The 21,972-nt window shown below is 72.1% G+C and carries 17 protein-coding genes and 1 riboswitch; of the genes, 4 read left to right on the plus strand and 13 right to left on the minus strand.

The window, feature by feature from the left end; genetic code table 11:
* Nucleotides 1-134: 134 nt before the first annotated feature.
* Nucleotides 135-265, minus strand: a riboswitch (FMN riboswitch).
* Between the two features lie 198 nt (nucleotides 266-463).
* Nucleotides 464-1,756, plus strand: coding sequence for an MFS transporter (locus LHJ74_RS00940; protein WP_260215432.1), 1,293 nt, complete (start codon nucleotides 464-466; stop codon nucleotides 1,754-1,756).
* A gap of 92 nt (nucleotides 1,757-1,848) precedes the next feature.
* Here the strand turns inward: LHJ74_RS00940 and LHJ74_RS00945 are convergent, their stop codons facing one another.
* The 5 genes from LHJ74_RS00945 to LHJ74_RS00965 form a co-directional block, all read right to left on the minus strand.
* Nucleotides 1,849-3,576 carry a flavin monoamine oxidase family protein gene (locus tag LHJ74_RS00945; RefSeq protein ID WP_260215433.1) on the minus strand — a complete coding sequence of 576 codons (1,728 nt, stop codon included), beginning with the start codon at nucleotides 3,574-3,576 and terminating at the stop codon, nucleotides 1,849-1,851.
* Nucleotides 3,573-4,391 (minus strand): carbon-nitrogen hydrolase family protein, encoded by an 819-nt coding sequence (locus LHJ74_RS00950; RefSeq protein WP_260215928.1) that lies wholly within the window; start codon nucleotides 4,389-4,391, stop codon nucleotides 3,573-3,575. The genes LHJ74_RS00945 and LHJ74_RS00950 overlap by 4 nt, the downstream gene beginning before the upstream one ends.
* Nucleotides 4,392-4,726: 335 nt before the next feature.
* On the minus strand, nucleotides 4,727-5,176 hold the full coding sequence (locus tag LHJ74_RS00955; RefSeq protein ID WP_260215929.1) for an Lrp/AsnC family transcriptional regulator: 450 nt from the start codon (nucleotides 5,174-5,176) through the stop codon (nucleotides 4,727-4,729).
* Between the two features lie 172 nt (nucleotides 5,177-5,348).
* A complete protein-coding gene (locus tag LHJ74_RS00960; protein WP_260215434.1) occupies nucleotides 5,349-6,056 on the minus strand; it encodes a class I SAM-dependent methyltransferase in 708 nt (235 codons plus the stop codon).
* Between the two features lie 110 nt (nucleotides 6,057-6,166).
* Nucleotides 6,167-7,603, minus strand: coding sequence for a GuaB1 family IMP dehydrogenase-related protein (locus LHJ74_RS00965; protein WP_260215435.1), 1,437 nt, complete (start codon nucleotides 7,601-7,603; stop codon nucleotides 6,167-6,169).
* A 726-nt stretch (nucleotides 7,604-8,329) separates the two neighbouring features.
* Here LHJ74_RS00965 and LHJ74_RS00970 point away from each other — a divergent pair.
* A complete protein-coding gene (locus LHJ74_RS00970; protein ID WP_260215436.1) occupies nucleotides 8,330-9,937 on the plus strand; it encodes a hypothetical protein in 1,608 nt (535 codons plus the stop codon).
* On the opposite strand, the gene LHJ74_RS00975 is transcribed toward LHJ74_RS00970, so the two are convergent.
* The 6 genes from LHJ74_RS00975 to fmt all read right to left on the minus strand — a co-directional run bounded on the left by LHJ74_RS00975 (nucleotide 9,853) and on the right by fmt (nucleotide 16,175).
* Nucleotides 9,853-11,121 carry a cation:proton antiporter gene (locus LHJ74_RS00975; protein WP_375546649.1) on the minus strand — a complete coding sequence of 423 codons (1,269 nt, stop codon included), beginning with the start codon at nucleotides 11,119-11,121 and terminating at the stop codon, nucleotides 9,853-9,855. The genes LHJ74_RS00970 and LHJ74_RS00975 overlap by 85 nt on opposite strands.
* Before the next feature lie 21 nt (nucleotides 11,122-11,142).
* The gene (locus LHJ74_RS00980) at nucleotides 11,143-11,625 is read right to left on the minus strand and encodes a cation:proton antiporter regulatory subunit (protein WP_260215438.1); all 483 of its coding nucleotides are present in this window, start codon (nucleotides 11,623-11,625) and stop codon (nucleotides 11,143-11,145) included.
* Between the two features lie 95 nt (nucleotides 11,626-11,720).
* Nucleotides 11,721-12,719, minus strand: a complete 999-nt coding sequence (locus tag LHJ74_RS00985; RefSeq protein WP_260215439.1) for a sugar-binding transcriptional regulator — start codon at nucleotides 12,717-12,719, stop codon at nucleotides 11,721-11,723.
* Nucleotides 12,720-12,951: 232 nt separating this feature from the next.
* On the minus strand, nucleotides 12,952-13,629 hold the full coding sequence (rpe, locus tag LHJ74_RS00990) for a ribulose-phosphate 3-epimerase (protein ID WP_260215440.1): 678 nt from the start codon (nucleotides 13,627-13,629) through the stop codon (nucleotides 12,952-12,954).
* A gap of 53 nt (nucleotides 13,630-13,682) precedes the next feature.
* Nucleotides 13,683-15,092: an RsmB/NOP family class I SAM-dependent RNA methyltransferase gene (locus tag LHJ74_RS00995; protein ID WP_260215441.1), complete on the minus strand. Its 1,410-nt coding sequence runs from the start codon at nucleotides 15,090-15,092 to the stop codon at nucleotides 13,683-13,685.
* Between the two features lie 138 nt (nucleotides 15,093-15,230).
* Nucleotides 15,231-16,175, minus strand: a complete 945-nt coding sequence (gene fmt / locus LHJ74_RS01000; RefSeq protein WP_260215442.1) for a methionyl-tRNA formyltransferase — start codon at nucleotides 16,173-16,175, stop codon at nucleotides 15,231-15,233.
* A gap of 312 nt (nucleotides 16,176-16,487) precedes the next feature.
* Between fmt and LHJ74_RS01005 the strand changes: the two genes are divergently transcribed.
* Entirely contained in the window at nucleotides 16,488-17,099 is a 612-nt protein-coding gene (locus LHJ74_RS01005) for a hypothetical protein (protein ID WP_260215443.1), read from the plus strand.
* Between the two features lie 182 nt (nucleotides 17,100-17,281).
* Here the strand turns inward: LHJ74_RS01005 and LHJ74_RS01010 are convergent, their stop codons facing one another.
* Complete coding sequence (locus LHJ74_RS01010; RefSeq protein ID WP_260215444.1) at nucleotides 17,282-19,438, minus strand: primosomal protein N'; 2,157 nt, start codon at nucleotides 19,436-19,438, stop codon at nucleotides 17,282-17,284.
* 397 nt (nucleotides 19,439-19,835) lie between these two features.
* Here LHJ74_RS01010 and LHJ74_RS01015 point away from each other — a divergent pair, with 397 nt between their 5' ends.
* Nucleotides 19,836-20,054 (plus strand): hypothetical protein, encoded by a 219-nt coding sequence (locus LHJ74_RS01015; RefSeq protein ID WP_260215445.1) that lies wholly within the window; start codon nucleotides 19,836-19,838, stop codon nucleotides 20,052-20,054.
* 479 nt (nucleotides 20,055-20,533) lie between these two features.
* Here LHJ74_RS01015 and metK read toward each other — a convergent pair whose 3' ends face one another.
* Entirely contained in the window at nucleotides 20,534-21,742 is a 1,209-nt protein-coding gene (gene metK / locus LHJ74_RS01020) for a methionine adenosyltransferase (protein ID WP_260215446.1), read from the minus strand.
* Nucleotides 21,743-21,972: the final 230 nt, after the last annotated feature.

Consider the following 21,972-nt stretch of genomic DNA (forward strand, 5'->3'; position numbering starts at 1 on the left):
GGGCACGGACTCCGGGGCGCTGCTGCTGTGACGGGCGCGGGATCGGGGACACCGCCGGTCGGATGTACGGGGCGCCCGGCCCACCACTGGCGGACGGACCGCCTCCATGACGGCGGTGTACCGGTCTCGGCCCGCCGCGCACTGCCTCCCATCCGGACTTTAACCGTCGGTCCAGGAATTACACCTGGTCAACCGGCCGCTGGATGCGGCCGGGTCGCGGACTTTAACCGCCGGTTCGGACTTACACCGACCCCGGAGTGCGCTGACGTCACTGGTACGTCTACCAGTCTGCCATGAGCTGATCGGCCCGCGCCGGTGAGTGCCTGTGGCCTGGATCACAACTCACCGCAGGCGCGCAGCCACCCACCAGCCTCTCCTCCCGGTTTCCGCAGACCCCGGCCTGCCGGTCCTCATACAGTGTTCGAGGCGGATTCGAGGATTCGAAGCGGAGAGAGTGGGGGCGATGCGGCGGAGCGCCGACCAGCAGGGGACCAGGCAGGCGCGCTTGGCCGTCGCCGTGATCTTCGCCACGCACGGGGCGGCGAGCGGCTCGTTCGCGACGCGCATTCCCTGGCTGCGGGAGCAGCTGGGCCTCAGCCCCGGCTGGCTCGGGCTGGCCCTGGTCTTCATGACGGTGGGCGCCTCGGCGGCCATGCCGCTGTCCGCCCGGCTCGCACACCGGTACGGACCACGCCGCTCGCTGCGCGGCCTGTCCCTGCTGTGCTGTACGGGGCTGGTGCTGCCGCCGCTGATGCCCGGTCTGGGCTGGCTGTGCCTGGGCCTCTTCGTCTTCGGCTGCGGGCTGGGCCTGATGGATGTGGCAATGAACGCGCAGGGAGTGCAGATCGAGGAGCGCTACGGGCGCTCCGTCATGTCCGGGCTGCACGGGATGTGGAGCGTGGGCACGCTGGTCGGCGGCGCGGGCGGTGCGCTGGCGGCGCATCAGGGGCTGGACGCGCGGGTCCATCTGGCGCTCGCCGCGCCCGTGTTGGCGCTGCTCGCGCTTGCGGCGGGCCGGTGGGCGCTGGACCAGCGTGCGCCGGGCACCCGGGACGGCGGGGCGACGGCGCGCGTGGACGGGGTGCTGGAGCCCGTCGAGGAGCCGCCGCGTTTCGCGCTTCCCTCCAGGGGTGTGCTGGCCATCGGCGCGATCGGTTTCTGCGCGGTCTTCGCCGAGGGCGCGTCGATGGACTGGTCGGGGATCTACCTCACGGATGTCACCGGCGCCGATCCCGGTCTCGCCGCCGCCGCGTACACGGCGTTCGCCTGCACGATGGCGGTGGCCCGGCTCTCCGGGGACGCGCTGGTGAGCCGGTTCGGCCCGGTGCGGACGGTGCGTGCGGGAGGTGTGCTGGCGACGGCGGGCGGGCTGCTGGTGGTCGCGGCACGGGTGCCGGCCGCGGCGGTGGCCGGGTACGCGCTGATCGGAGTCGGGATCGCGGTCGTGGTCCCGTTGTGCTTCGCGGCGGCGGGACGCACCGCGACCGCCGCTCCGGGGCAGGCGATCGCCGGGGTCGCGACGCTGGCGTACGCCTCGGGGCTCGCCGCTCCGGCGGCGGTCGGCTGGATCGCCGAGGCGACGTCGCTGTCCGTCTCCTTCGGGCTGGTCACTGCGCTGGCTGCGGGGCTGGTCCTGGGTGCAGGCGTGCTGGGTACGGGGCCGCCCGCCCCGCCGGTGCGGGGCGCCAGCGGGGAGACGGCCGCCGACACCCCTGCCGAAACCGAAGCGGAAGCCGGGCGGGACCGCCAGGGCTGACCCGCCCGGCACCGCCGGCCCGCACCCCCGAAGGCGCCCCGGCATCTGGGCGGGGAGACCCTGCCCGGGTCCGGACCCGCGCAGCGGCACGTTCAGTCGTCGGGCAGCTCGACCGGCGCGATCTGGTCGAAGACGTCGCCAGGGCCCGGGTTGGAAGGATCCGTGGCGCCGCCGAGGTGGTGCATCACGCCCCACACCGCGTTGAGCGCGGTCTGCACCGCCCCCTCCGCCCAGCCCGCCGTCCAGGAGATGTCGTCGCCCGCAAGGAAGAGACCGCGCCTGCCGGGCGGCAGGTCACGCTGCATGAAGTGGGTGAACAGGCGGCGCTGGTAGCGGTAGTGGCCGGGCAGGTTGGCCTTGAAGGCGCCCATGAACCACGGCTCGTTCTCCCAGGAGACGGTGACCGGGTCGCCGGTGATGTGCTTGCGGATGTCCACGCCGGGATAGATCTCGCGGAGCGACTTGAGCATCACCTCCAGCCGTTCACCGGCGCTCAGCGGGAGCCACTTGAGGCTGTCGTCGCACCAGGTGTAGGAGAGGCAGATGACGGCGGGCCGGTCGGGGCCGTCCTCCAGCAGATAGGTCCCCCGGGTCATCCGGTCGGTGAGGGTCATGCTCATCACGTCCCGGCCGGTCGGTTCGCCCCGGTCGTCCACTGCCTCGTCGCGCCAGAACGGCCGGTCGACGGGGACGAACAGCTTGGAGGACTCCATGTAGTGGGTGCGCTCCACCGCCGTCCAGTGGTCGATGGGCAGCAGTTCGTCCCCGCAGTCGATCCTGCTGAGCAGCAGCCAGGACTGTGCGGTGAACACGGCTGCCCGGTAGGTGCGTACGGCTCCGCCCGCGTCGGTCACGGTGATCCGGTCGCTCTCCGCGTGCTCGCCGGCGGTGCGGTGCAGCCGGGTGACGGCGGGCCGGGGCTGTCCGTCGGCGTGCAGCGAGGCGAGCGAGGTGCCGTGCGGCCAGTGCAGGATCTTCTGCGGCTCCCGCTCCCACAGGCGCAGCGGCAGTTGCTGGCTGCCGCCGGCGATGCCCTGGTGTTCGTCGTCCGCCCCGGTGTAGACGACGCGCAGGATCTCCAGGATGGAGTTGGGGAAGTCGGTGTCCCAGCCGCCGGTGCCGAACCCGACCTGGCCGAAGATCTCGCGGTGGCGGAAGGAGGAGAAGGACGGCGCGTCGCACAGGAAGCCGTAGAAGGTCTGGTTGTCGAGCTTTTCGACGAGCCGCGCCCAGATCTCGCGGATGCGCGGCACGTCGCGCTCCCGGATCGCCTGCTGCATGTCCGAGAAGTCGGCGCCCTCCTCCAGACAGGCGTTCCAGGCGTCCATCACCTGGTGGTAGACGCCGGGCAGGTCTTCGAGCGTACGGGCGTAGTGCGACTCGCCCTTGAGGTCGACGACAGTGGAAGGGGTCTCTGGCGCCAGCGGGTTGGGGAAGGGCTCCATCCGCAACTTTGCCAGGTCCACGTAGTGCTGGAAGGCGGTGGAGGAGGGCGGGAAGCGCATGGCGCCCATCTCCGCCGTGAGGCCGGGGTCGCCGCCCTCGAAGGTGGCGGTGCGCAGCCGTCCGCCGATCTGGTCCGCCTCGTACACGACGGGCCGCAGGCCCATCTTCATCAGCTCGTAGGCGGTGACGATTCCGGAGAGGCCGCCGCCGATCACCGCGACCTCGGTGCCGTGCTCGGTGGCCGGGACGGAGCCGATGCCTGCCGGGTGGGCGAGGAAGTCGTCGTAGGCGAACGGGAAGTCCGGGCCGAACATGGTCAGCGGGCGCTGCCCGGTGTGGACGGCGTGGACGGCGGTGGGCACCGTGGACGTCATCGGCGCGGTTCTCCTTGCGGGTGGTCGTGGTAGAGCTCGGGGCGTCGGTCGGTGAGATAGGGGTTCGCGGCGCGGGAGGCGGCCTGGTGGGCGGGATCGGCGTCGGCGGCGACCAGTTCCTCGCCCGTGCCCGCGCTGGTGCGTACGGTCCCGTCGGGCGCCACCAGACGGCTGAGGCCGGTGAAGCTGAACTCGCCCTCCGGGCCGCAGCGGTTGGCGTAGGCGATGTAGAGCTGGCTCTCCAGAGCGCGGGCCGGCAGCACCGCCTGCGCGACGATCTCGTACGGGCGCATCAGCGCGGTCGGGACCAGCAGCAGTTCGGTGCCGGCGAGTGCGTGGGCACGGACGGCCTCGGGGAATTCCACGTCGTAGCAGATCAGCAGGCCGATCCGGAATCCGTGCAGCTCGGCCTGCACGACGAGTTGATCGCCCGGGGTGAACCAGGCCCGCTCGTAGCCGCCGTAGAGGTGCGTCTTGCGGTAGTTGGCCAGCCGGGTGCCGTCGGGGCCGATCAGCTGGACGGAGTTGTACAGCGCCCGGCCACTGCGCTCCGGGTATCCGTAAGCGAGGGCGATTCCGTGCTCGGCCGCGATGCGGGCGGCGGCGCGGGCCCCGGGCCCCGAGGCGTCCTCGGCGAGTTCCGGAAGCCGGTCGCCGAGGGCGTATCCGGTGAGGTACAGCTCGGAGGCGACCAGCAGCCGGGCGCCGTCGGCGGCGGCACGGCGGGCCGCGCCGTCGAGGGCGGTGAGGGCGGCGCCGGTGGTGGCGGGGACGCCGCCGGGCCCTTGGTACAGCGCGGTGCGCAACGGCGGCATGGAACCTCGTGAACTGGGCGTCATGGAGCTGGGCATTCGGACGTGCGGGGAACGATCCGACGCTACGTTCGCCGGTGCACACCGGACAAGACCGCTCTGTTGCGCGTCGGCGTGCGATTCGTTGCGCAGGGATTGAGGAATGCGAAGATTCGTTGCGCGGCTCCGCGGGAGTGGCCGGAGCGGCGCGTGCAGCTGCTCACCCGAACGGTCTGCGACACGGTGCGATGGGTACGCTGCCCCGGTGCGTGAGCGCGGCACCCGACGAACGGGTGCCGCGGAGCGGCTTCGAGGTGGTGCCCTTCGAGCTGGCCCCGTGATCCAGTGCCGTGCAGCGGTCAGCCGGGCGGGCCCGCGGAGTAGCGGCGCAGCAGTGGTGAGAGCACGAGCACCGACTTGGTGCGCTCGACGAAGGGCTCGCCCGCGATGCGCTCCAGCACCCGTTCGAAATGGCGCATGTCGGAGGCGAAGACCTGCACGACGGCGTCCGCGTCGCCGGTGACGGTGGAGGCCGAGGCGACCTCCGGGTAGTGCGACAGCGCGCGGCGGATGTCACCGGGTGCGGTGTTGGAGCGGCAGTACATCTCGACGAAGCCCTCGGTCTGCCAGCCGAGCGCCGCCGGGTCGACGCGGACGGTGAAGCCGGTGATGGCCCCCTCCGCCCGCAGCCGGTCCACCCGGCGCTTGACGGCCGGTGCGGAGAGACCGACCTCGGTGCCGATGTCCGCGTAGCTGCGGCGGGCGTCCTCGGCGAGGACGTGGACGATGCGTTCGTCGAGTTCGTTCAGATGTCGCACTGCGGGCGGTTCACTTCTCTGCGTGGGCCGGGCGGGGGCGGCGGCGGAAGCCGTGTCCGAAGTAGAACACGGCTTCCGCCGCCCTTCCGGACGGCGCAGACGGAACGGCGCAGGTCGAACGGGTCAGGCGGATGGATCAGGCGGACGGATCAGGCGAAACCGCTCACCCCGGCACCGCCCGCACCCAGGTCCGGTCCTCGGTGAGCCAGCGGTCGACGGCGAGCCCCGCCTCGGCCAGCGCTTCTTCCACCTCCTGTTGGGAAAGGCGGTGGGAGAGGAAGGTCTGACTCCAGGCGGCGTCCTCGAAGACGTACTCCATCCGGGTGCGCCGGGCCCCGTCCTCCAACCGCTCCCGGGAGGCCAGCCGGATGGTCATCCCATCCCGCTCCCACTCGGTGCCGGGTTCCACTTCGGTGTGCCATGCCCCCTCGCACTGGACGAGGACGCAGCCTCCGTCCGCGACATGATGCGCACAGGTGCGCAGCAGTTCGGCGCGCAGGGCGGGGTCGGCGGTGTTGACGAGGAACGACGTCAGGGTGACGACGTCGAACCGGGCGGCCAGCCGGAGGCCCTCGATGGCGGAGCAGACCGTGGGGGTGTCCTGGATCTGCGCCAGCATGGCGGCGGACTCGTCGACGGCCGTGACCCGGAAGCCCTTCTCCCGCAGCGGGCGGGTCATCCGGCCCGCGCCCGCTCCGAGTTCCAGGATCGTCGCGCCGGACGGCACGGCCGCCTCGATGATCTCCGGTTCGCCGTTCGTGGCCAGCCGGGCCCACATCCGGACGGCGCAGCCGTCCGGGGTGATCTCTCCCGGCCCGGTGCCCGCGTGCTCTTTCTCTCTCAGCGTTTCGCTCAGCGATGCGTCAGTCATCGCCCCATCGCAGCACCCGCACGGCACCACGCGAAGACTTTCGGGAGAGCGCGAAAGTCCGCCCACGCGGTGCCGTACAGCCAGGGGCCGGTGCCGCTCGCCGCTCGCCGCTACCAGCTGACGTGCAGCGGCTTGCCCTCGGCGTAGCCCGCGGCGCTCTGCACGCCGATGACCGCCTTGCGCGTGAACTCCTCAAGCGAGTCCGCACCCGCGTAGGTGCAGGCGGAGCGGACACCGGCGATGATCGAGTCGATGACGTCCTCGACGCCGGGACGGGCCGGGTCGATGAACATCCGGGAGGTGGAGATGCCCTCCTCGAACAGGCCCTTGCGGGCCCGGTCGTAGGCCGACTCCTCGCTGGTGCGGTTGCGCACGGCGCGGGCCGAGGCCATCCCGAAGGACTCCTTGTACAGCCGCCCGTCGGCGGACTGCTGGAGGTCGCCGGGCGACTCGTAGGTCCCGGCGAACCAGGAACCGATCATGACGTTCGAGGCCCCGGCGGCGAGTGCCATGGCGACATCGCGCGGATGCCGGATCCCGCCGTCCGCCCAGACGTGCTTGCCGTACTCACGGGCTTCCGCGGCGCACTCAAGGACGGCCGAGAACTGCGGGCGGCCGACGCCGGTCATCATCCGCGTCGTGCACATGGCACCGGGCCCGACACCGACCTTGATGATGTCCGCGCCCGCCTCGACCAGGTCGCGTACCCCGTCGGCGGCCACGATGTTGCCCGCGACGACCGGCACCGCCGGATCCAGCGCGCGCACCGCACGCAGGGCCTCGAGCATGCCCTCCTGGTGCCCGTGCGCGGTGTCCACCACCAGCGTGTCGACACCGGCTTCGAGCAGCGCCTTCGCCTTCCCGGCGACGTCCCCGTTGATACCGACCGTGGCGGCGATCCGCAGCCTGCCGGCGGCGTCGGTGGCCGGGGTGTAGAGCGTGGCCCGCAGGGCCCCCTTGCGGGTGAGGATGCCCGCCAGCCTGCCGTCCGCGTCCACGGCGGGGGCGAACTTGCGGTGCGCGGCGTAGAGCTGGTTGAACGCCTCGCGCGGGTCGATGTCGGCGGCCACCACGAGCAGGTCCCGGGACATGACCTCGGAGAGCTGGGTGAAGCGGTCCACACCGGTCAGGTCCGACTCGGTGACGACGCCGACCGGGCGCCCGTCCCGTACGACAACGCCCGCGCCGTGCGCGCGCTTGGGGAGCAGCGAGAGGGCGTCGGCGGCTGTCTGGTGGGGAGTGAGGGTGATGGGGGTGTCGAGTACGAGGGACCGCTGCTTGACCCAGCCGACGACCTCGGCCACGACCTCAGCCGGGATGTCCTGCGGGATGGCCACCAGCCCGCCGCGCCGCGCGACAGTCTCCGCCATGCGGCGGCCCGCGACGGCGGTCATGTTGGCCACCACGAGCGGGATGGTGGTGCCGGAGCCGTCGGGGGTGGAGAGGTCCACTCCCTGCCGGGAGCCGACCGCCGAACGGTTCGGGACCATGAAGACGTCGTCGTAGGTCAGGTCGTAGGGCGGCGGCTGATCGTTGAGGAATCGCATACTGGCTCTCTCACCTGCGGTTTCGAGGACAAGGCGGGTGGGGAGTCAGCACCGGACCCGCATCGGATCGGGCTGAGGTTCCTGGACCCATCATCCACGACGCCGGTGGGTCATGACGAATGAGGAGCGGGTTCTGTGCCTTCGGCCGGAGCGGGAGACGCCTCTTCGTGCTTTCGGCTGAGAGAACCCTTAAGCCGCGAGTGTGACACACATCACCACCCGGACGCTGTCCCCAGTGTACGGCCGGGCTGCGATGCGGACGAATACCGGAAAGTACTCCCGTCTCCATGCATATCCGCATTCTGGAAAACACCTGGGGGATTTCTCCAGGATTACCGAGAAAGCTGCGGAAAAGCATCTCGGCGATTGTGGGTTTCCAGTGAAGAAAAGCGCGGAATACACGGGAGGAGAATCTGCTGCCGCCCGCACTGTTCTCCGGAACATTTCAACTGAAGTGCGGTACACGAGAACCAGGTTGTCATTCACGGGCGCAAGAGCAATGATTCCAGTGCGACGGAGCGACCTGGCTTCCTGCGTGCCGTGGAATGGACGCGGGCGCGGCCATTGCCGTCATCCCCCACCGAATTCCCTGGCCGCTTCCGCGTGCCGTGCGGGCGGGGTTCCGCCGCAAGGAACTGGACCGGGTCCGACCGGCCCCGGGCGGTATCTGGTGTCGTTGAGGCAGAACTCCCGCGGGCGTTGGACCCGCGTGAGAAGGAGAAATCGATGTCACATCCGCCTCAGCCGCCGTCCGGCCCGCAGCAACCGCCTCCGGGCGGCGCGGGGGCACCGCAGTGGCCGCCCGGCCAGCCGTACGCACCACAGGGTCACGGCTATCCCGTGCCGGGACCCCCGCCCGGGAACGGAATGCCCGGCCCCCCGCCCGGTGGCGGAATGCCGGGTCCCCCGCCCGGTGGCGGAATGCCGGGGAGTGGCGGCGGGCGGGGCAGCCGCGGCGGCGGACGCCGCCAGGACCGCCGTAAGCAGAAGTCACGTCTCGGCGTGGTCGTCGCCGCGGCCGTCGCGGGCGTACTGGTGATCGGCGGTGGCGTCTGGTTCGTCACCGGCGGAGACGAGGGCGAAGAGGGCGGAGACTCGGCGTCCGGACCCGCCGAGGCTGAGGTCCTGCACAAGGTCCCGATGCCGAAGGTCAACGACGAGACCGGCGCCATGGGCATGTGGACGACGGACAAGAACTTCGTCAAGTCGGGCGTCAAGGAGATCGTCGGCTATCCGCTGGACGGCGGAAAGGCCGCCTGGAAGATCCCGCTCGGCGGCGACGTCTGCTGGTCCTCGCAGACCGTCACCAAGGAGGGCCGGGTCGCGGTCCTTTTCGAGGACGGCAAGCAGGCCGACCCCGAGTGCACCGAGGTCGGCCTCGTCGACGTACAGAAGGGGAAGCTGCTCTGGAAGAAGCAGGCGGTGGACTCGTGGGGCGACACCATGGACTTCGACGAGGTGACCATCGGGGGCAGCACGATCGCAGCCGGAGGCACCAGCGGCGGCGCCGCATGGTCGTCCGAGGGCAAGGAACTGTGGAAGCCCGGTGATGACGACAAGTGCGATGACAACGGCTATGCGGGCGGCGAGAAGAAGCTGGTGGTCGTGCGCGAATGCGGTGACGCCGATCCGCCGAAGCTGCAGGTGGACACGCTCGATCCCGAAACGGGCACCGCCACCTCCAGCTACCAGCTGCCCCCGGGCCCGGAGTACGTCCATGTGGCGTCCACGGATCCGCTGGTCTTCGGCATCGACACCGGCGACGCGGAGCCCGGAATCAGCGTCACGGACTTCATGACCGTCGATGACAGCGGCGCGCAGGGAAAACTGCTCAGCAAGATCGACGTCCTGGCCGACGCGTACGAGGGCGACTGCCCGGCGACAAGCGTGGAGGGCTGCACGGAACTGATCGTCGCCAAGTCGACCGGCACGCTCTATCTGGGATCGGACAAAACTCCGGACGATCAGTACGACATAGGTAACAAGATCGTCGCCTTCGACCTGAAGTCGGGGAAGAAGAAGGGAAGCACCGAACTCGAGGAAGGTGTCGCACTGGTGCCGCTCGAACTCGACAAGAAGGGCTCCGTACTCGCCTACCAGGAGGCAACGACCTCGGAAGGCGGTGGAGTCTGGCGCATCGACCCCGAGTCGTTCGAGATGACGAAGCTGCAGCAGCATCCGGCCGCCAGCACCGACATGGAGTCGAGCTTCAGCACGGACCGCAAGCTGCGCTACGCGGGCAAGCGCCTCTACGTGGGTGATGACCTGGCACGGAGGCGCTCCAGCGACGTGGACGGCGGCCGTCCGCTGGCCGTGGTCTTCGGCGGCGCCTGACCCGGGTCCGCCCCGGAAGGCGGCCGGGGCGGGCGGCGCCCCAGACGGCGTCGCAGCGCCCCGGCCGCGGGCTCCATCCAGCGTGCCGTGAGCGGCCCGACGATGACCAGGATCAGGACGTACGCCGCTGCCAGCGGCCCGAGCCGCGGATGCGTACCGGCCGCGAGCCCGGCGATGACGATGGAGAACTCGCCGCGCGCGACCAGCGCGCCGCCCGCGCGCCAGCGGCCCTTCGTCCTGATGCCGGCGCGCCGGGCCGCGTACCAGCCGGTGGCGATCTTCGTCAGCAGGGTGGCTCCGGCCAGCAGCAGTGCGGGCAGCAGCACCGGGGGGATGTCCGCGGGCACCGTGGAGAATCCGAAGAAGACGAAGAACAACGCGGCGAAGAGGTCCCGCAGGGGTGCCAGCAGGTTCCGTGCGTGCTCGGCGGTGTCCCCGGACAGCGCGATGCCGACGAGGAACGCGCCGACCGCGGCGGAGACCTGGAGCTTCTGGGCGAGCCCGGCGACCAGCAGGGTCAGTCCGAGGACGACGAGCAGCAGCATCTCCGGGTTGTCCGTACCGACCGCGCGGCTGATCAGCCGCCCGTGGCGGAGCGCGGTGTAGAGCACGAGCCCGACGGTGCACAGTGCGATCAGCAGGGTGACGCTGCCGCCCGCGAGGCCGACGCCCGCGAGCACGGCGGTCAGCAACGGGAGGTAGACCGCCATCGAGAGGTCTTCGAGGACGAGAACGCCCAGCACGACGGGGGTCTCACGGTTGCCGAGCCGCCCCAGGTCGGTGAGGACCTTGGCGATGACGCCGGAGGACGAGATCCAGGTCACTCCGGCCAGCGCGAGTACCGCGGCGGGGCCCCAGCCCAGCAGCAGGGCTGCGACGGCGCCGGGCGTGGCGTTCAGCAGAAGGTCGACGGCTCCGGAGGGGTACTGGGTCTTGAGGCTGCCGAAGAGTTCGGAGGCGGTGTACTCCAGGCCCAGCATGAGCAGCAGCAGGATCACGCCGATCTCGGCGCCGATCTGGAAGAAGTCCTCGCTGGCGGAGAGCTCGAAGAGGCCGCCGTGGCCGAACGCCAGTCCGCCCAGCAGATAGAGCGGGATCGGCGACATGCGGATTCTTCCGGCGAACCGGCCGATCAGTCCGAGGCCGAGGATCACGGCCCCCAGCTCGATGAGCATGATGGCCATGTCGTGCACGGGCGGCCTCTCTCAGCTGCCGGAGATGATCTCGGCCAGATCGTCGACGCCCTCCCTGGTACCGACCACCACCAGCGTGTCGCCCGCCACCAGGCGGAAGTCCGGTGCGGGAGAGGGATGGGCGCCGGTGCGGCGGAGCACGGCCACGATCGAGGCGCCGGTGCGGGTCCGCGCGTGGGTGTCGCCCAGCGGACGGCTCCGGTAGGGAGAGTTGCTGGTGACCGGGATGCGTTCGGTGACCAGTTCGAGGTCGAGTTCGTAACCCGCCCAGTGACCGGCGTCGGTGGGGGCGACGATCTCGGCGAGCGCCGCGGCCTCGTCCGGATCGAGCGGCACGGTGGCCCGGCAGGCGTCCGGGTCCTCCGGATCGTAGAAGCCGAGGAAGCGGCGGCCGTCCTGATGCACGACAACGGAGATGTGTCTGCTTCCCTGGGCGCGCGCCGCGATGTCGTACTGGACGCCCACTCCGGGCAGTGTGGTCCGTCGGGTGGTCATTGCCGTCTCCTCCCGCAGCTTCCGCGAGCAGCCTAAGGGCTGTGCCGTGATCCCCTTCGGATCAGCGCGCGGCGGCAGCGGCCCCTATGTGACGCTCATCGGCCGTCCGGGTCCGATCGCTCGAGCGCGGGGCGCGGCCCGGCGGGCGTCTCCAGCAGCAGATGGTCGGCCGCCGCCGTGTCGGTGACCAGGCTCGTCACCAGCCCGGAGCGCAGTACGGCGTCGATCGCGGAGGCCTTGCGCAGCCCGCCCGCGATGGCGACGACCTCGGGGATGCGCCGCAGCCGCTCGGCCTCGACCGTGATGCAGCGCTCGCCCAGATCGCGGCCGATCCGGCGCCCCTCTGCGTCGAAGAGGTGCGCGGACATCTCGGCGGCGACCCCCAGCGAGGAGTAGTGGTCACGCTCGCGGTCGCTGAGCATGTCGTGGACGGTGGAGACGCCGGGCTCCCACGAGCCGATCGAGACTGCGGCGACGGTGACCTTGTCGAAGTAGTCGAAGGCGCGGGAGATACCCGTCTGGCTGCGCAGCGCGGCGGCGGTTGCGGAGTCGGGGAGCAGCATCGGCGCGTAGATGGGGTGCGCCTCGCCGCCCGCCACCTCGGCGGCACGCCGGACGGCCTCGACGGAGCCGCGGTCGGCGGTGCCCGCGTCGTAGACCCCGGTGAGCTGGACGACGGTGCAGGGCGGCAGCTGCCGCAGCGCCGTGGCCATATGGATGGTGGAGCGGCCCCAGGCGAGGCCCAGCACATCGCCGTCGGTGACCAGCTCGCCCAGCAGGTCGGCGGCGACCTCGCCGAGATTCTCCGGATCGGCTGCGTCGTCGTCCGCGTCGGCCGAGTCCGTGGGCGACTCGACGACGACTGCGTGCCGCAGGCCGTAACGGGCGCGGAGCGCGTCGGAACGCTCGGCGTCCAGCTCCGCGGGCACCCGGATCTCGATGCGCACCAAGTCGCGTTCGAGCGCCGTCTCCAGCACTCGCGCCACCTTGAAGCGGCTGACGCCGAACTCGTCCGCGATCTGGATCTTGGATTTGCCCTCGAGGTAGAAGCGCCGGGCCATCGCCGCCGCTTGAACGAGCTCGGCGGGTCCCATTCTCGTGGCTCGACCCGTCGACACCGCATTCACCTCACTGTTCAGAGTGTTCAACCGTACGCTTTTGCGTCGCGCGTTCATCCTCGCAGATAGCGCGTGACCTTGATCGGTCTCATGCACGGTGCACCGAAGGAAACTGCCGGGCAGCCAGGAGAAACGGGCAGCACGAAGGAGACCCCCGCGCGAGCGCGCGCAGGCGCGAGCGGGCGGTCTCCGAAGCGTGCTCGGGCGGTCAGTGGGCGTGCGCCCCGCGCGCCGCCGCCTCCCCCGCCTGGGTGCGCAGCGCCCGCACGGCCGCGGCCGGGTCGTCCGCGCCGTACACCGCGGAGCCCGCGACGAAGACGTCCGCCCCGGCCTCGGCGCACCGCTCGATGGTGTCGGCCGAGACTCCCCCGTCCACCTGGAGCCACATCTGGAGCCCGTGCTTGTCGATGAGCTGCCTGGTACGGCGGATCTTCGGCAGCATGATGTCCAGGAATGCCTGCCCCCCGAAGCCGGGCTCCACGGTCATCACCAGGAGCATGTCGAGCTCCGGCAGCAGATCCTCCCAGGGCTCGATCGGCGTGGCGGGCTTCAGCGCCATCGACGCCCGCGCCCCCTTGGCCCGGATCTCACGCGCCAGGCGTACCGGCGCGGCGGCGGCCTCGGCGTGGAAGGTCACCGACCCGGCCCCGGCCTCGACGTACTGAGGCGCCCATCGGTCCGGGGCTTCGATCATCAGATGGCAGTCCAGCGGAGTGCCGGTCGCCTTGCTGAGGGCTTCGACGACCGGGACACCGAGGGTGAGGTTCGGGACGAAGTGGTTGTCCATCACGTCGACGTGCAGCCAGTCGGCGCCGTCCACCGCCCGTGCCTCCTCGGCGAGGCGGGCGAAGTCCGCGGACAGGATGCTGGGATTGATCTGGGCCATGGCTCCAGTATCCCGCCCGCCCGCGGTGGCCTGCGCCCGGGGGCGGGCGGCCGTCAGGCCGTGCGGCGCAGCAGTGCGAGATACATCGCGTCCGTGCCGTGCCGGTGGGGCCACAGCTGTACGTCGGGGCCGTCACCGAGCTGCTCCACGCCGGGCATCAGGGGCCGGGCGTCGATGAGTTCGGTGCCGGGGCGGCGCTTGCGCACGTCGTCGACGACCGCGCGGGTCTCCGCCAGGTGCGGCGAGCAGGTGGCGTAGCCGACGATCCCGCCGGGCCGCACGGCGTTGAGCGCCTGTTCGAGCAGTCCCCGCTGGAGCGGTGCGAAGCGGTCCAGGTCCTCCGGGCGGCGGCGCCAGCGGGACTCCGGGCGACGGCGCAGCGCCCCCAGCCCGGTGCACGGCACGTCCAGCAGCACGCGGTCGAAGGTGCCGGGCAGCCAGCTGGGCCGGGTGCTGTCAGCGATGACGACCTGGTACGGGCCCGGGTTCCCGGCCAGTGCGCGGGCAACGAGCCGGGCGCGGTGCGGCTGCTTCTCGACGGCGGTCAGCGCGGCGCCGCGCTCCGCGGCCAGGGCGGCCAGCAGGGCGGCCTTGCCGCCGGGCCCGGCGCAGGCGTCGAGCCAGCGCCGGTCGCTGCCCTCCAGCGGGGCGGCGGCGAGCGCGAGGGCGACCAGCTGGCTGCCCTCGTCCTGCACACCGGCACGGCCCTCCCGTACGGCCTCCACGGCGCCGGGCTCCCCGCCCTCGGTGAGGCGCACGGCGTAGGGGGACCAGCGGCCGGGCTCCGTGCCGTCGCCGGCCAGCAGTTCGTCGGCGGTGGCGCGGCCGGGGCGGGCGACCAGGGTGACCGCCGGACGCTCGTTGTCCGCTTCGAGCAGCTCCTCCATGCCCGCGCGCCCGCCGCCCAGTGCGTCCCAGAGCGCGGAGACGATCCAGCGGGGGTGCCCGTGCCGGATGCCGAGACATTCCTCGGCATCGTCCTCGTACGCGGGTGCGACGCGTTCCAGCCAGCCGTCGAGGTCCTCGGCGGCGATCTTCCGCAGCACCGCGTTGACGAACTTCGCGCGGCCGTCGCCGAGCACCACCCGCGCCAGTTCGACGGTGGCGCTCACGGCGGCGTGGGTGGGGATGCGGGTGCCGAGCAGCTGGTGCGCGCCGAGGGTGAGCACGTCGAGGACGGGCGGGTCGACCTCGCGCAGCGGCCGGTCGATGCAGCGCCCGATGACCACGTCGTAGGTGCCCTGGCGGCGCAGCGTGCCGTAGACCAGCTCGGTGGCGAAGGCGGCGTCGCGGGCGTCGAGATCACCGGACTCGCGGCCCTTGGCCAGCATGGGCGGCAGTACGAGGTTGGCGTAGGCGTCGCGCTCGTCGACGGCGCGCAGCGCCTCGAAGGCGAGGACGCGGACCGGGTCCTTCTTGGGGCGGCGGTAGGGCTTGGCGGGACGGCGCGGCCTGGTGCTCACGGGTGAAGGTGCTCCGGATCTGCGGTGACGGGTACGGCCAGCCTACGTGCGCGGGTGTCGCCGTGCGCGCGGGCGGGGGCGGCAGGCGGCGTCACGGGCGCACCCGGTCACCGCGCATCCGGTCACCACGCCGCGGGGTCACTGCGCGGCAGGCTCCCCCAGCCGCTCGCCCGACCCGATCCGCACGCCGCGCGCCCAGTCCGCAGCCTTCATCGGCTTCTTGCCCTGCGGCTGCACCCACTGCAGCCGCACGGCATGCGAGGCGGTGCCCACGTGCACGGTGTTCTTGCCGACCGCCAGCTCACCGGGCGCCAGATCCGTACGGTCGCGGTCGAGTTCGACGGAGCGCACCTTGAGCCGCTCACCGCGGAAGAGCGTCCACGCGCCGGGTGCGGGCCAGCAGCCGCGCACGATCCGGTCGACCCGCAGGGCGGGCACCGTCCAGTCGATCCGGGCATCCTCGACGGCGATCTTCGGGGCGTGGCTGACGCCCTCCTCCGCCTGCGGGACGGCTTCCAGCGAGCCGTCCTCGATGCCGTCCATGGTCGCCGCCAGCAGACCGCTGCCTGCGAACGCGAGCCGGGTGAGCAGATCACCGCTGGTGTCGGTGGACCGCACCTCCTCGGTCAGCATGCCGTAGACCGGCCCGTCGTCCAGGCCCTTCCCGATCAGGAAGGTGGTGGCACCGGTCACCTCGTCGCCGGCGATCAGGGCGTGCTGTACGGGGGCGGCGCCCCGCCAGGCGGGCAGCAGGGAGAAGTGCAGGTTCACCCAGCCATGGGCGGGGATCTCCAGAGCGGCCGGGGGCAGGATCGCACCGTAGGCGACGACGGGGCAGCAGTCGGGGGCGATCTGCCGCAGCCGGTCGAGGAAGTCGGGGTCGCGCGGACGCGCGGGCCGCAGTACCTCGATGCCTGCCTCGGCGGCCCGCTGGGCGACCGGGCTGGCGACGAGGTGCCGCCCCCGCCCGGAGGGCGCGTCGGGGCGGGTGACCACGGCGACGACCTCGTGCCGGCCGGATGCGAGCAGGGCGTCCAGGGCGGGTACGGCGACCTCGGGGGTCCCGGCGAACACGAGCCTCATCGGTGGGGAACTGCCTCTCGCGATCGGTGGTGCGGCGGTGCACCAGTCTACGGTCCGTCATCTCCACGGTCCGTCATCGGGTGCCCCGGCCTTCAGCCGCACACACCGGTCGACGAGGGGGCGTACGCGCCCGTGTGCGCTCTCTGCGATTCCCTGCACGCCCCCTGTGCGTGACCAGACGGGATGTTCGCCGTTGGTCAAGTGCGTTTGACCAAAACGATGCTGTCTGTACGCTCAGCGGCCCGTTTTCTTCTCGCGCCTTCCTGCATTTTGTATCCCGTCCTTTTTCACGCCGGTTCGAGAGGCTTGTTCATGGCCGACCACGCAACCCACGACGCCCAGGCGAGGGCCAGCCTGCATCTGCTGGTGCGGGACATCGAGCGCGTCCGACGGCAGGTGGACGCGCTGCGCACGCTCACCGCGCAACTGGGGAACGTCTACCGGCCCCGCCGCACCGGTCCGTCGGCCGGCTTCGTCGTCTACGGGCGGGCCCCGGCGCCCACCGTGCGGCTCGCACAGGAACTGCGCGACAGCGTCGAGACACTCGTCACCGCAGCGGTGGAGTTCGACCGCTCGCTGGGATTCTCCTGGGACGCGGTGGGCTCCGCGCTCGGTGTCACCAAGCAGGCGGTGCACCGCCGTTACGGCTCGCGCCGCGGCCCGTCCCACCCGCACGCGGAGGACGGCGCCGGTACGGGCCCTGGTATCGCTGCGGGTGCCGGCGTCGCCGTCGGTACGGGCGCCGGTGCAGGTGCCGGTGAGGCCGGCCGTACGGGCGAACCGGCTGCCGCACGCGCACTCCCCGCCGCGCCCGCACCGGCGGTGCCCGCCGCCCGCTCCGGACCGGTACGTCCGGCGTCACCGGCTCCGCCGTCCCGTCAGGACACCCGGCCGGGGATGTTCCCCGCACCCCGCAACGGCTGATCGCCCTCCCCCGCGCCTTCCCGGACCCGCTTCCGGGAGACGGGGCGCCGCCCAACGCGGGCGAGGGAGGGGGCCGCCGCAGGCGCCTGTCTGCGGGGCTCAACGCCGGTGCGAGCGTGGTGTTCTGCGGTTTCGCCGCCAAGCTCGCCACCACGAGCTGAGGAGCGTACCCCGGTCCGGTGTCAGCCGATGTCGGGGGGATCGACCCGCAGTTGCACCACTGGTCCCGCCCGGCGGGTGAGCCGACGGGACTGCGCCGTCTTGAGCGCGGCGGCGAGCGCCGCGCCCCTGCCCGGTGGCACCCGGACGAGCGCGCGTTCCCGCTGCTCCCCCACGGCTCCGCCCGCGGCTGCTCTCGCACCCCGGGCCGCCGCACCCTGCCGCGCGGGCGGCAGGGGCACCGGCCCCAGAACCTCGGCCTCCACGGGGAGTTCCGTCTCGGCGAGGTACTCGGCAACCGCCTCTGACGGCCCGCTGACCGCCGCCATCCGCGAGACCGGCGGAAACCCCAACTCCGCCCGCTCCGCCAGCTCACGCATCGCGTGGCCGACCGGGTCCCAGCGCACCAGCGCCTGGACGGGCCGCAAGGTCGGCTCGGCCACGACGACGACCGTGCCGCCCTCTCCCGCACAGCGCACCAGCGCCGCCGCGTCCAGCCAGCGGTGCAGCGCCTCCTCGTCGGCGCGCAGATCGGGGCGGCCCAGCAGCGCCCAGCCGTCCAGCAGCAGCGCCGCCGCGTAGCCCGGGCCGCCGGCGGGGGGCTCCGCGCCGGGAGTGGAGACCACCAGTGCGGGGCCGTCCGGCACGGAATCCAGAATGTGGTCCCGCCCCGAGGTGCGGACGGGCACGGACGGGAAGGCACGCCCCAGCTCCTCGGCCGTGCGCCGGGCCCCGAAGACCTGCGCGCGCAGCCGGACACCGCCGCATTCCGGGCACCGCCAGCCGTCCTCCGCACGCGCGCACCAGGCGCAGCGCAGTGCCTCGCGGGCGCCGACCGCCTCCAGCGGGCCGTGGCACTGAACACAGCGGGCGGGCGTACGGCAGCGCTCACAGGCGAGCCGGGGCACGTAACCCCTGCGCGGCACCTGGACCAGGACCGGGCCGTGCTCCAGCGCCTCCCGGACGGTCTGCCAGGCCAGCGTGGGCAGTCGGGCGGCGCGGGCCGCCGGGTCGCGGCCCTCGTCGCCGTCACCGACGGTACGGATTCGGGGGGCGCTCGCCCGCACCGTCTCCCGGTCCGCCGCCAGCGGGCGGGCCCAGCCCGACTCGACGAGCTGCGCGGCCTCCACCGTGCACGCGTGCGCACCGAGCAGGAACGCGGACTTCTCGTGCGCCGCGCGCAGCAGCAGTACCTCGCGGGCATGCGGCTGCGGAGCGCGGTCATCGCTGTGGCCGGACTCGCCGTCGTCCCAGATCGCGGCAAGGCCCAGATCGCGTATGGGGGCGAACATCGCCGCCCGGGTGCCGATCACCGCACGGACGCTGCCTCGGCTGACCGCCAGCCAGCGCCGGTAGCGCGCCTCGGGGCCCGCGTCGGCGGTGAGCAGCACATGGCGGCCCTTGCCGAGCAGCTCCGTCAGCGCGGCGTCGGCGCGCGCGGCGGCCCGCCCGTCGGGCAGTACGGCGAGCGCGCCGCGCCCGGAGGCGAGCGTGGCGGTCATGGCGCGGGCCAGCTCATCCGGCCATCGGGGGCCGGGCAGCGCCGTCCACACCGCGCGCGGGGCTCCGCCCTCGGCGAGCGCGCGCAGAAAGGCGGGGCCCTGCGGATAGCGCGACCAGCCGCCCGGCTCGGGCACCGCGGGCGGTTCCCCCGGCGGCACCGCTGCGGCCTTCTCCGCCCTGGCCATCCGGGGCGGCACGGCGAGCTGCACGACATCGGCCAGCGAGCCCGCGTACCGGTCGGCGACCGCACGGCACAGCAGCAACAGCTCGGGGGGCAGTACGCGTTCGGGTGAGAGGACCTGGGCGAGCGGGGCAAGCGCACCGGGGAAGTCACTCTCCTCGACGCGCTCGACGATGAAGCCGTTGATCAGCCCGCCGCCCTCGCGGCGCCCCTCCCGCTCCCCCGCCCCGAACCGCACCCGCACCCGCACACCCGGCTGGGCCTCCTCGTCCATCGCGGCGGGCACGGCGTAGTCGAAATACCGGTCGAGATGGACGAGCCCCTTGTCGACAAGCACCCGGGCCACCGGCCGCCGCTCGGCGAGAGCGGCCCCCCGCCAGGTGCGCGGCCTGGCCTTCGGCTCCCTGGCGGCCTTGCGGACCGTCTCCCGCAGCAGCGCAAGCTGCTCCGGCGGCTCTGCCGCGGAGCGCCCGGGTCGACCGTTGTCGCTGCTCACAGCCTCAGTATTAGCAGACGGGACTGACAGCGGGAGAGGGCCTCCGAGCGACCGGCCCACCACCGCGTACGAGGCAGTGCCCCACGCCCGGCACACCGGCTCGTAGGCACCCTGCGCCGAGTCCGCACCGTGGCACGCGACGGTGGATTCCGCGTCCTCAGCCGCCGTCTCCCTGAACTGGGGAAGCGTCGCTGCACCGCCGGTCCGGACGGTGACACTGTCGGCGCACTTCTCGTCGGCAACCGGACCCTTCGCGGCAGGATCCGTACGAGGGCACCCCGGGCGAAGGCGGAGTGGCATACGTGAGCTTCGCCCGGTTGGCCGTGCGTGGCAGGCAGAGGTGCCGCGCGGGGGTGACGGTGGGGTTGTCTGCAGACCTCTGTCAGAGGAGTTGTTCATGATCATCAAGAAGTTGCACGAGGCGGGGTTGCGCAGTGACCACGCCTACACGGCCGCTGTCGCCTCGATCGGTCTGTCGTTCCTGTCCTGGGCGGCGTCGGTCAAGGGAGAATCAGCCGGCATGGATCGCGCCGACCGCTGGGGGATCTTCGTCGGTGAGTGGGCGCCCACGTTCTTCGGCCTGGGGCTCGCGCTGGCCCAGTACGAGAAGGACTGACGACGCGGTCCTCGTTTCCGTGGGGCCGGCCGACGGCCGGCCCCACGGGAGTGAGGGAAGGCGGGTCCGAGGACTGAGGTCGGCGGCGGAACAGACGGCGCCGCGATGCGGTGCCGCTCCGCCTTGGGCCGCTCGGCCACACCGGCCACGAGGCCGGCGACGGGATTTGAACCCGTGGAGAGATATCTGATCACTCAAGAAGTATCCGCCGCCTTCGCACCGGACCCGCCGGTGCCAGCGTACGGGCGCGGGCACGGGCGCGCGAGGCGGTTTGCCGGGACCGCCGGGCGGCGGCGCGACGCGGCCGAGGCCCGGCCGCCCCCGGCGAGGGGACGGCCGGGCCTCGGGCACCGTGTCCGGCACGGTGTGCGCGCCGGACACGGTGCGGGGGCTCAGTGCCGTGACCGGCAGGGTCCTTGTAACGGAGCTGCCGACGCGCGCAGAGCGGCACGACGGGGCGAACCCTGCCGGGAGCGGCGCTACAGCCCCGTCGCCTTGCGCAGCGCGTCGACGCGGTCGGTGCGCTCCCAGGTGAAGTCGGGAAGGGCACGGCCGAAGTGGCCGTACGCCGCCGTCTGGGCGTAGATCGGGCGCAGCAGGTCGAGGTCGCGGATGATCGCGGCCGGGCGGAGGTCGAAGACCTCGGCGATGGCCTGCTCGATCCTGTCGACGTCGGTGGTGGCCGTGCCGAAGGTCTCGACGAACAGGCCCACCGGCTCGGCCTTCCCGATCGCGTACGCCACCTGCACCTCGCAGCGTGACGCCAGGCCCGCGGCCACGACGTTCTTGGCGACCCAGCGCATTGCGTATGCGGCGCTGCGGTCGACCTTGGAGGGGTCCTTGCCGGAGAACGCGCCGCCGCCATGGCGGGCCATTCCCCCGTAGGTGTCAATGATGATCTTGCGGCCGGTCAGGCCCGCGTCACCCATCGGGCCGCCGATCTCGAACCGGCCGGTCGGGTTCACCAGCAGCCGGTACCCGTCGGTGTCCAGCTTGATGCCGGCCTCGAGCAGGGCCTGCAGCTCGGGCTCGACGACGAACTCCCGGATGTCCGGGGCCAGCAGCGAGTCGAGGTCGATGTCGGCGGCGTGCTGGGAGGAGACCACCACGGTGTCCAGGCGGACGGCCTTGTGACCGTCGTATTCGATGGTCACCTGAGTCTTGCCGTCAGGCCGCAGGTAGGGGATCGTGCCGTTCTTGCGGACCGCCGACAGCCGCTCGGCCAGCCGGTGGGCCAGCGTGATCGGCAGCGGCATCAGCTCGGGGGTCTCGTCGCAGGCGTAACCGAACATCAGGCCCTGGTCGCCCGCGCCCTGCTTGTCGAGTTCGTCCTCATCGCCTTCGACACGCTTCTCGTACGCCGTGTCGACGCCTTGCGCGATGTCCGGGGACTGGGCACCGATGGACTCGGACACGCCGCAGGAGGCGCCGTCGAAGCCCTTCTTGGACGAGTCGTATCCGATGTCCAGGATCTTGTTGCGCACGATGGTCGAGATCGGCGCGTACGCCTTGGTGGTCACCTCTCCGGCGATATGCACGAGGCCGGTGGTGATCAGCGTCTCGACGGCGACCCGCGAGTGCGGGTCCTCCTTGAGAAGTGCGTCGAGGATCGTGTCGCTGACCTGGTCAGCGATCTTGTCAGGGTGGCCCTCGGTGACTGACTCCGAGGTGAACAGGCGGCGGGACACATCGCTCCCTGGGGTTGCAGCGGCTGCTGGCTGGAACATGGCGGACCGGTCGGAGGCTGCGCCCGAGCACGGTCCGCGGCCAGTTTATCCATCTCCGCCTGCATCCAATCATGACGCAGGGAACTGCGACACGACCGTGAGCTGCGTGACCGGTTTCCGTACGACTTTCAGTGACCCTCTAAATCACTGGATAGCGGGTGATATCGGGGGCGCACGGATGAGCGCGGAAG

The organism is Streptomyces gossypii, assembly GCF_025165795.1.
In the GTDB taxonomy this organism is placed as follows: Bacteria; Actinomycetota; Actinomycetes; order Streptomycetales; family Streptomycetaceae; genus Streptomyces; species Streptomyces gossypii.

Coding starts and splice junctions, on each gene's coding strand:
- LHJ74_RS00975 (WP_375546649.1), bottom strand. CDS start 11,121: ATGGCCATCATGCTCATCGAGCTGGGGGCCGTGATCCTCGGCCTCGGA.
- LHJ74_RS01005 (WP_260215443.1), top strand. CDS start 16,488: ATGGCCGACCACGCAACCCACGACGCCCAGGCGAGGGCCAGCCTGCAT.
- fmt (WP_260215442.1), bottom strand. CDS start 16,175: ATGAGGCTCGTGTTCGCCGGGACCCCCGAGGTCGCCGTACCCGCCCTG.
- rpe (WP_260215440.1), bottom strand. CDS start 13,629: ATGGCCCAGATCAATCCCAGCATCCTGTCCGCGGACTTCGCCCGCCTC.
- LHJ74_RS01015 (WP_260215445.1), top strand. CDS start 19,836: ATGATCATCAAGAAGTTGCACGAGGCGGGGTTGCGCAGTGACCACGCC.
- LHJ74_RS00980 (WP_260215438.1), bottom strand. CDS start 11,625: ATGACCACCCGACGGACCACACTGCCCGGAGTGGGCGTCCAGTACGAC.
- LHJ74_RS00960 (WP_260215434.1), bottom strand. CDS start 6,056: ATGACTGACGCATCGCTGAGCGAAACGCTGAGAGAGAAAGAGCACGCG.
- LHJ74_RS00965 (WP_260215435.1), bottom strand. CDS start 7,603: ATGCGATTCCTCAACGATCAGCCGCCGCCCTACGACCTGACCTACGAC.
- LHJ74_RS00950 (WP_260215928.1), bottom strand. CDS start 4,391: ATGCCGCCGTTGCGCACCGCGCTGTACCAAGGGCCCGGCGGCGTCCCC.
- LHJ74_RS00970 (WP_260215436.1), top strand. CDS start 8,330: ATGTCACATCCGCCTCAGCCGCCGTCCGGCCCGCAGCAACCGCCTCCG.
- LHJ74_RS00985 (WP_260215439.1), bottom strand. CDS start 12,719: ATGGGACCCGCCGAGCTCGTTCAAGCGGCGGCGATGGCCCGGCGCTTC.
- LHJ74_RS00940 (WP_260215432.1), top strand. CDS start 464: ATGCGGCGGAGCGCCGACCAGCAGGGGACCAGGCAGGCGCGCTTGGCC.
- LHJ74_RS00945 (WP_260215433.1), bottom strand. CDS start 3,576: ATGACGTCCACGGTGCCCACCGCCGTCCACGCCGTCCACACCGGGCAG.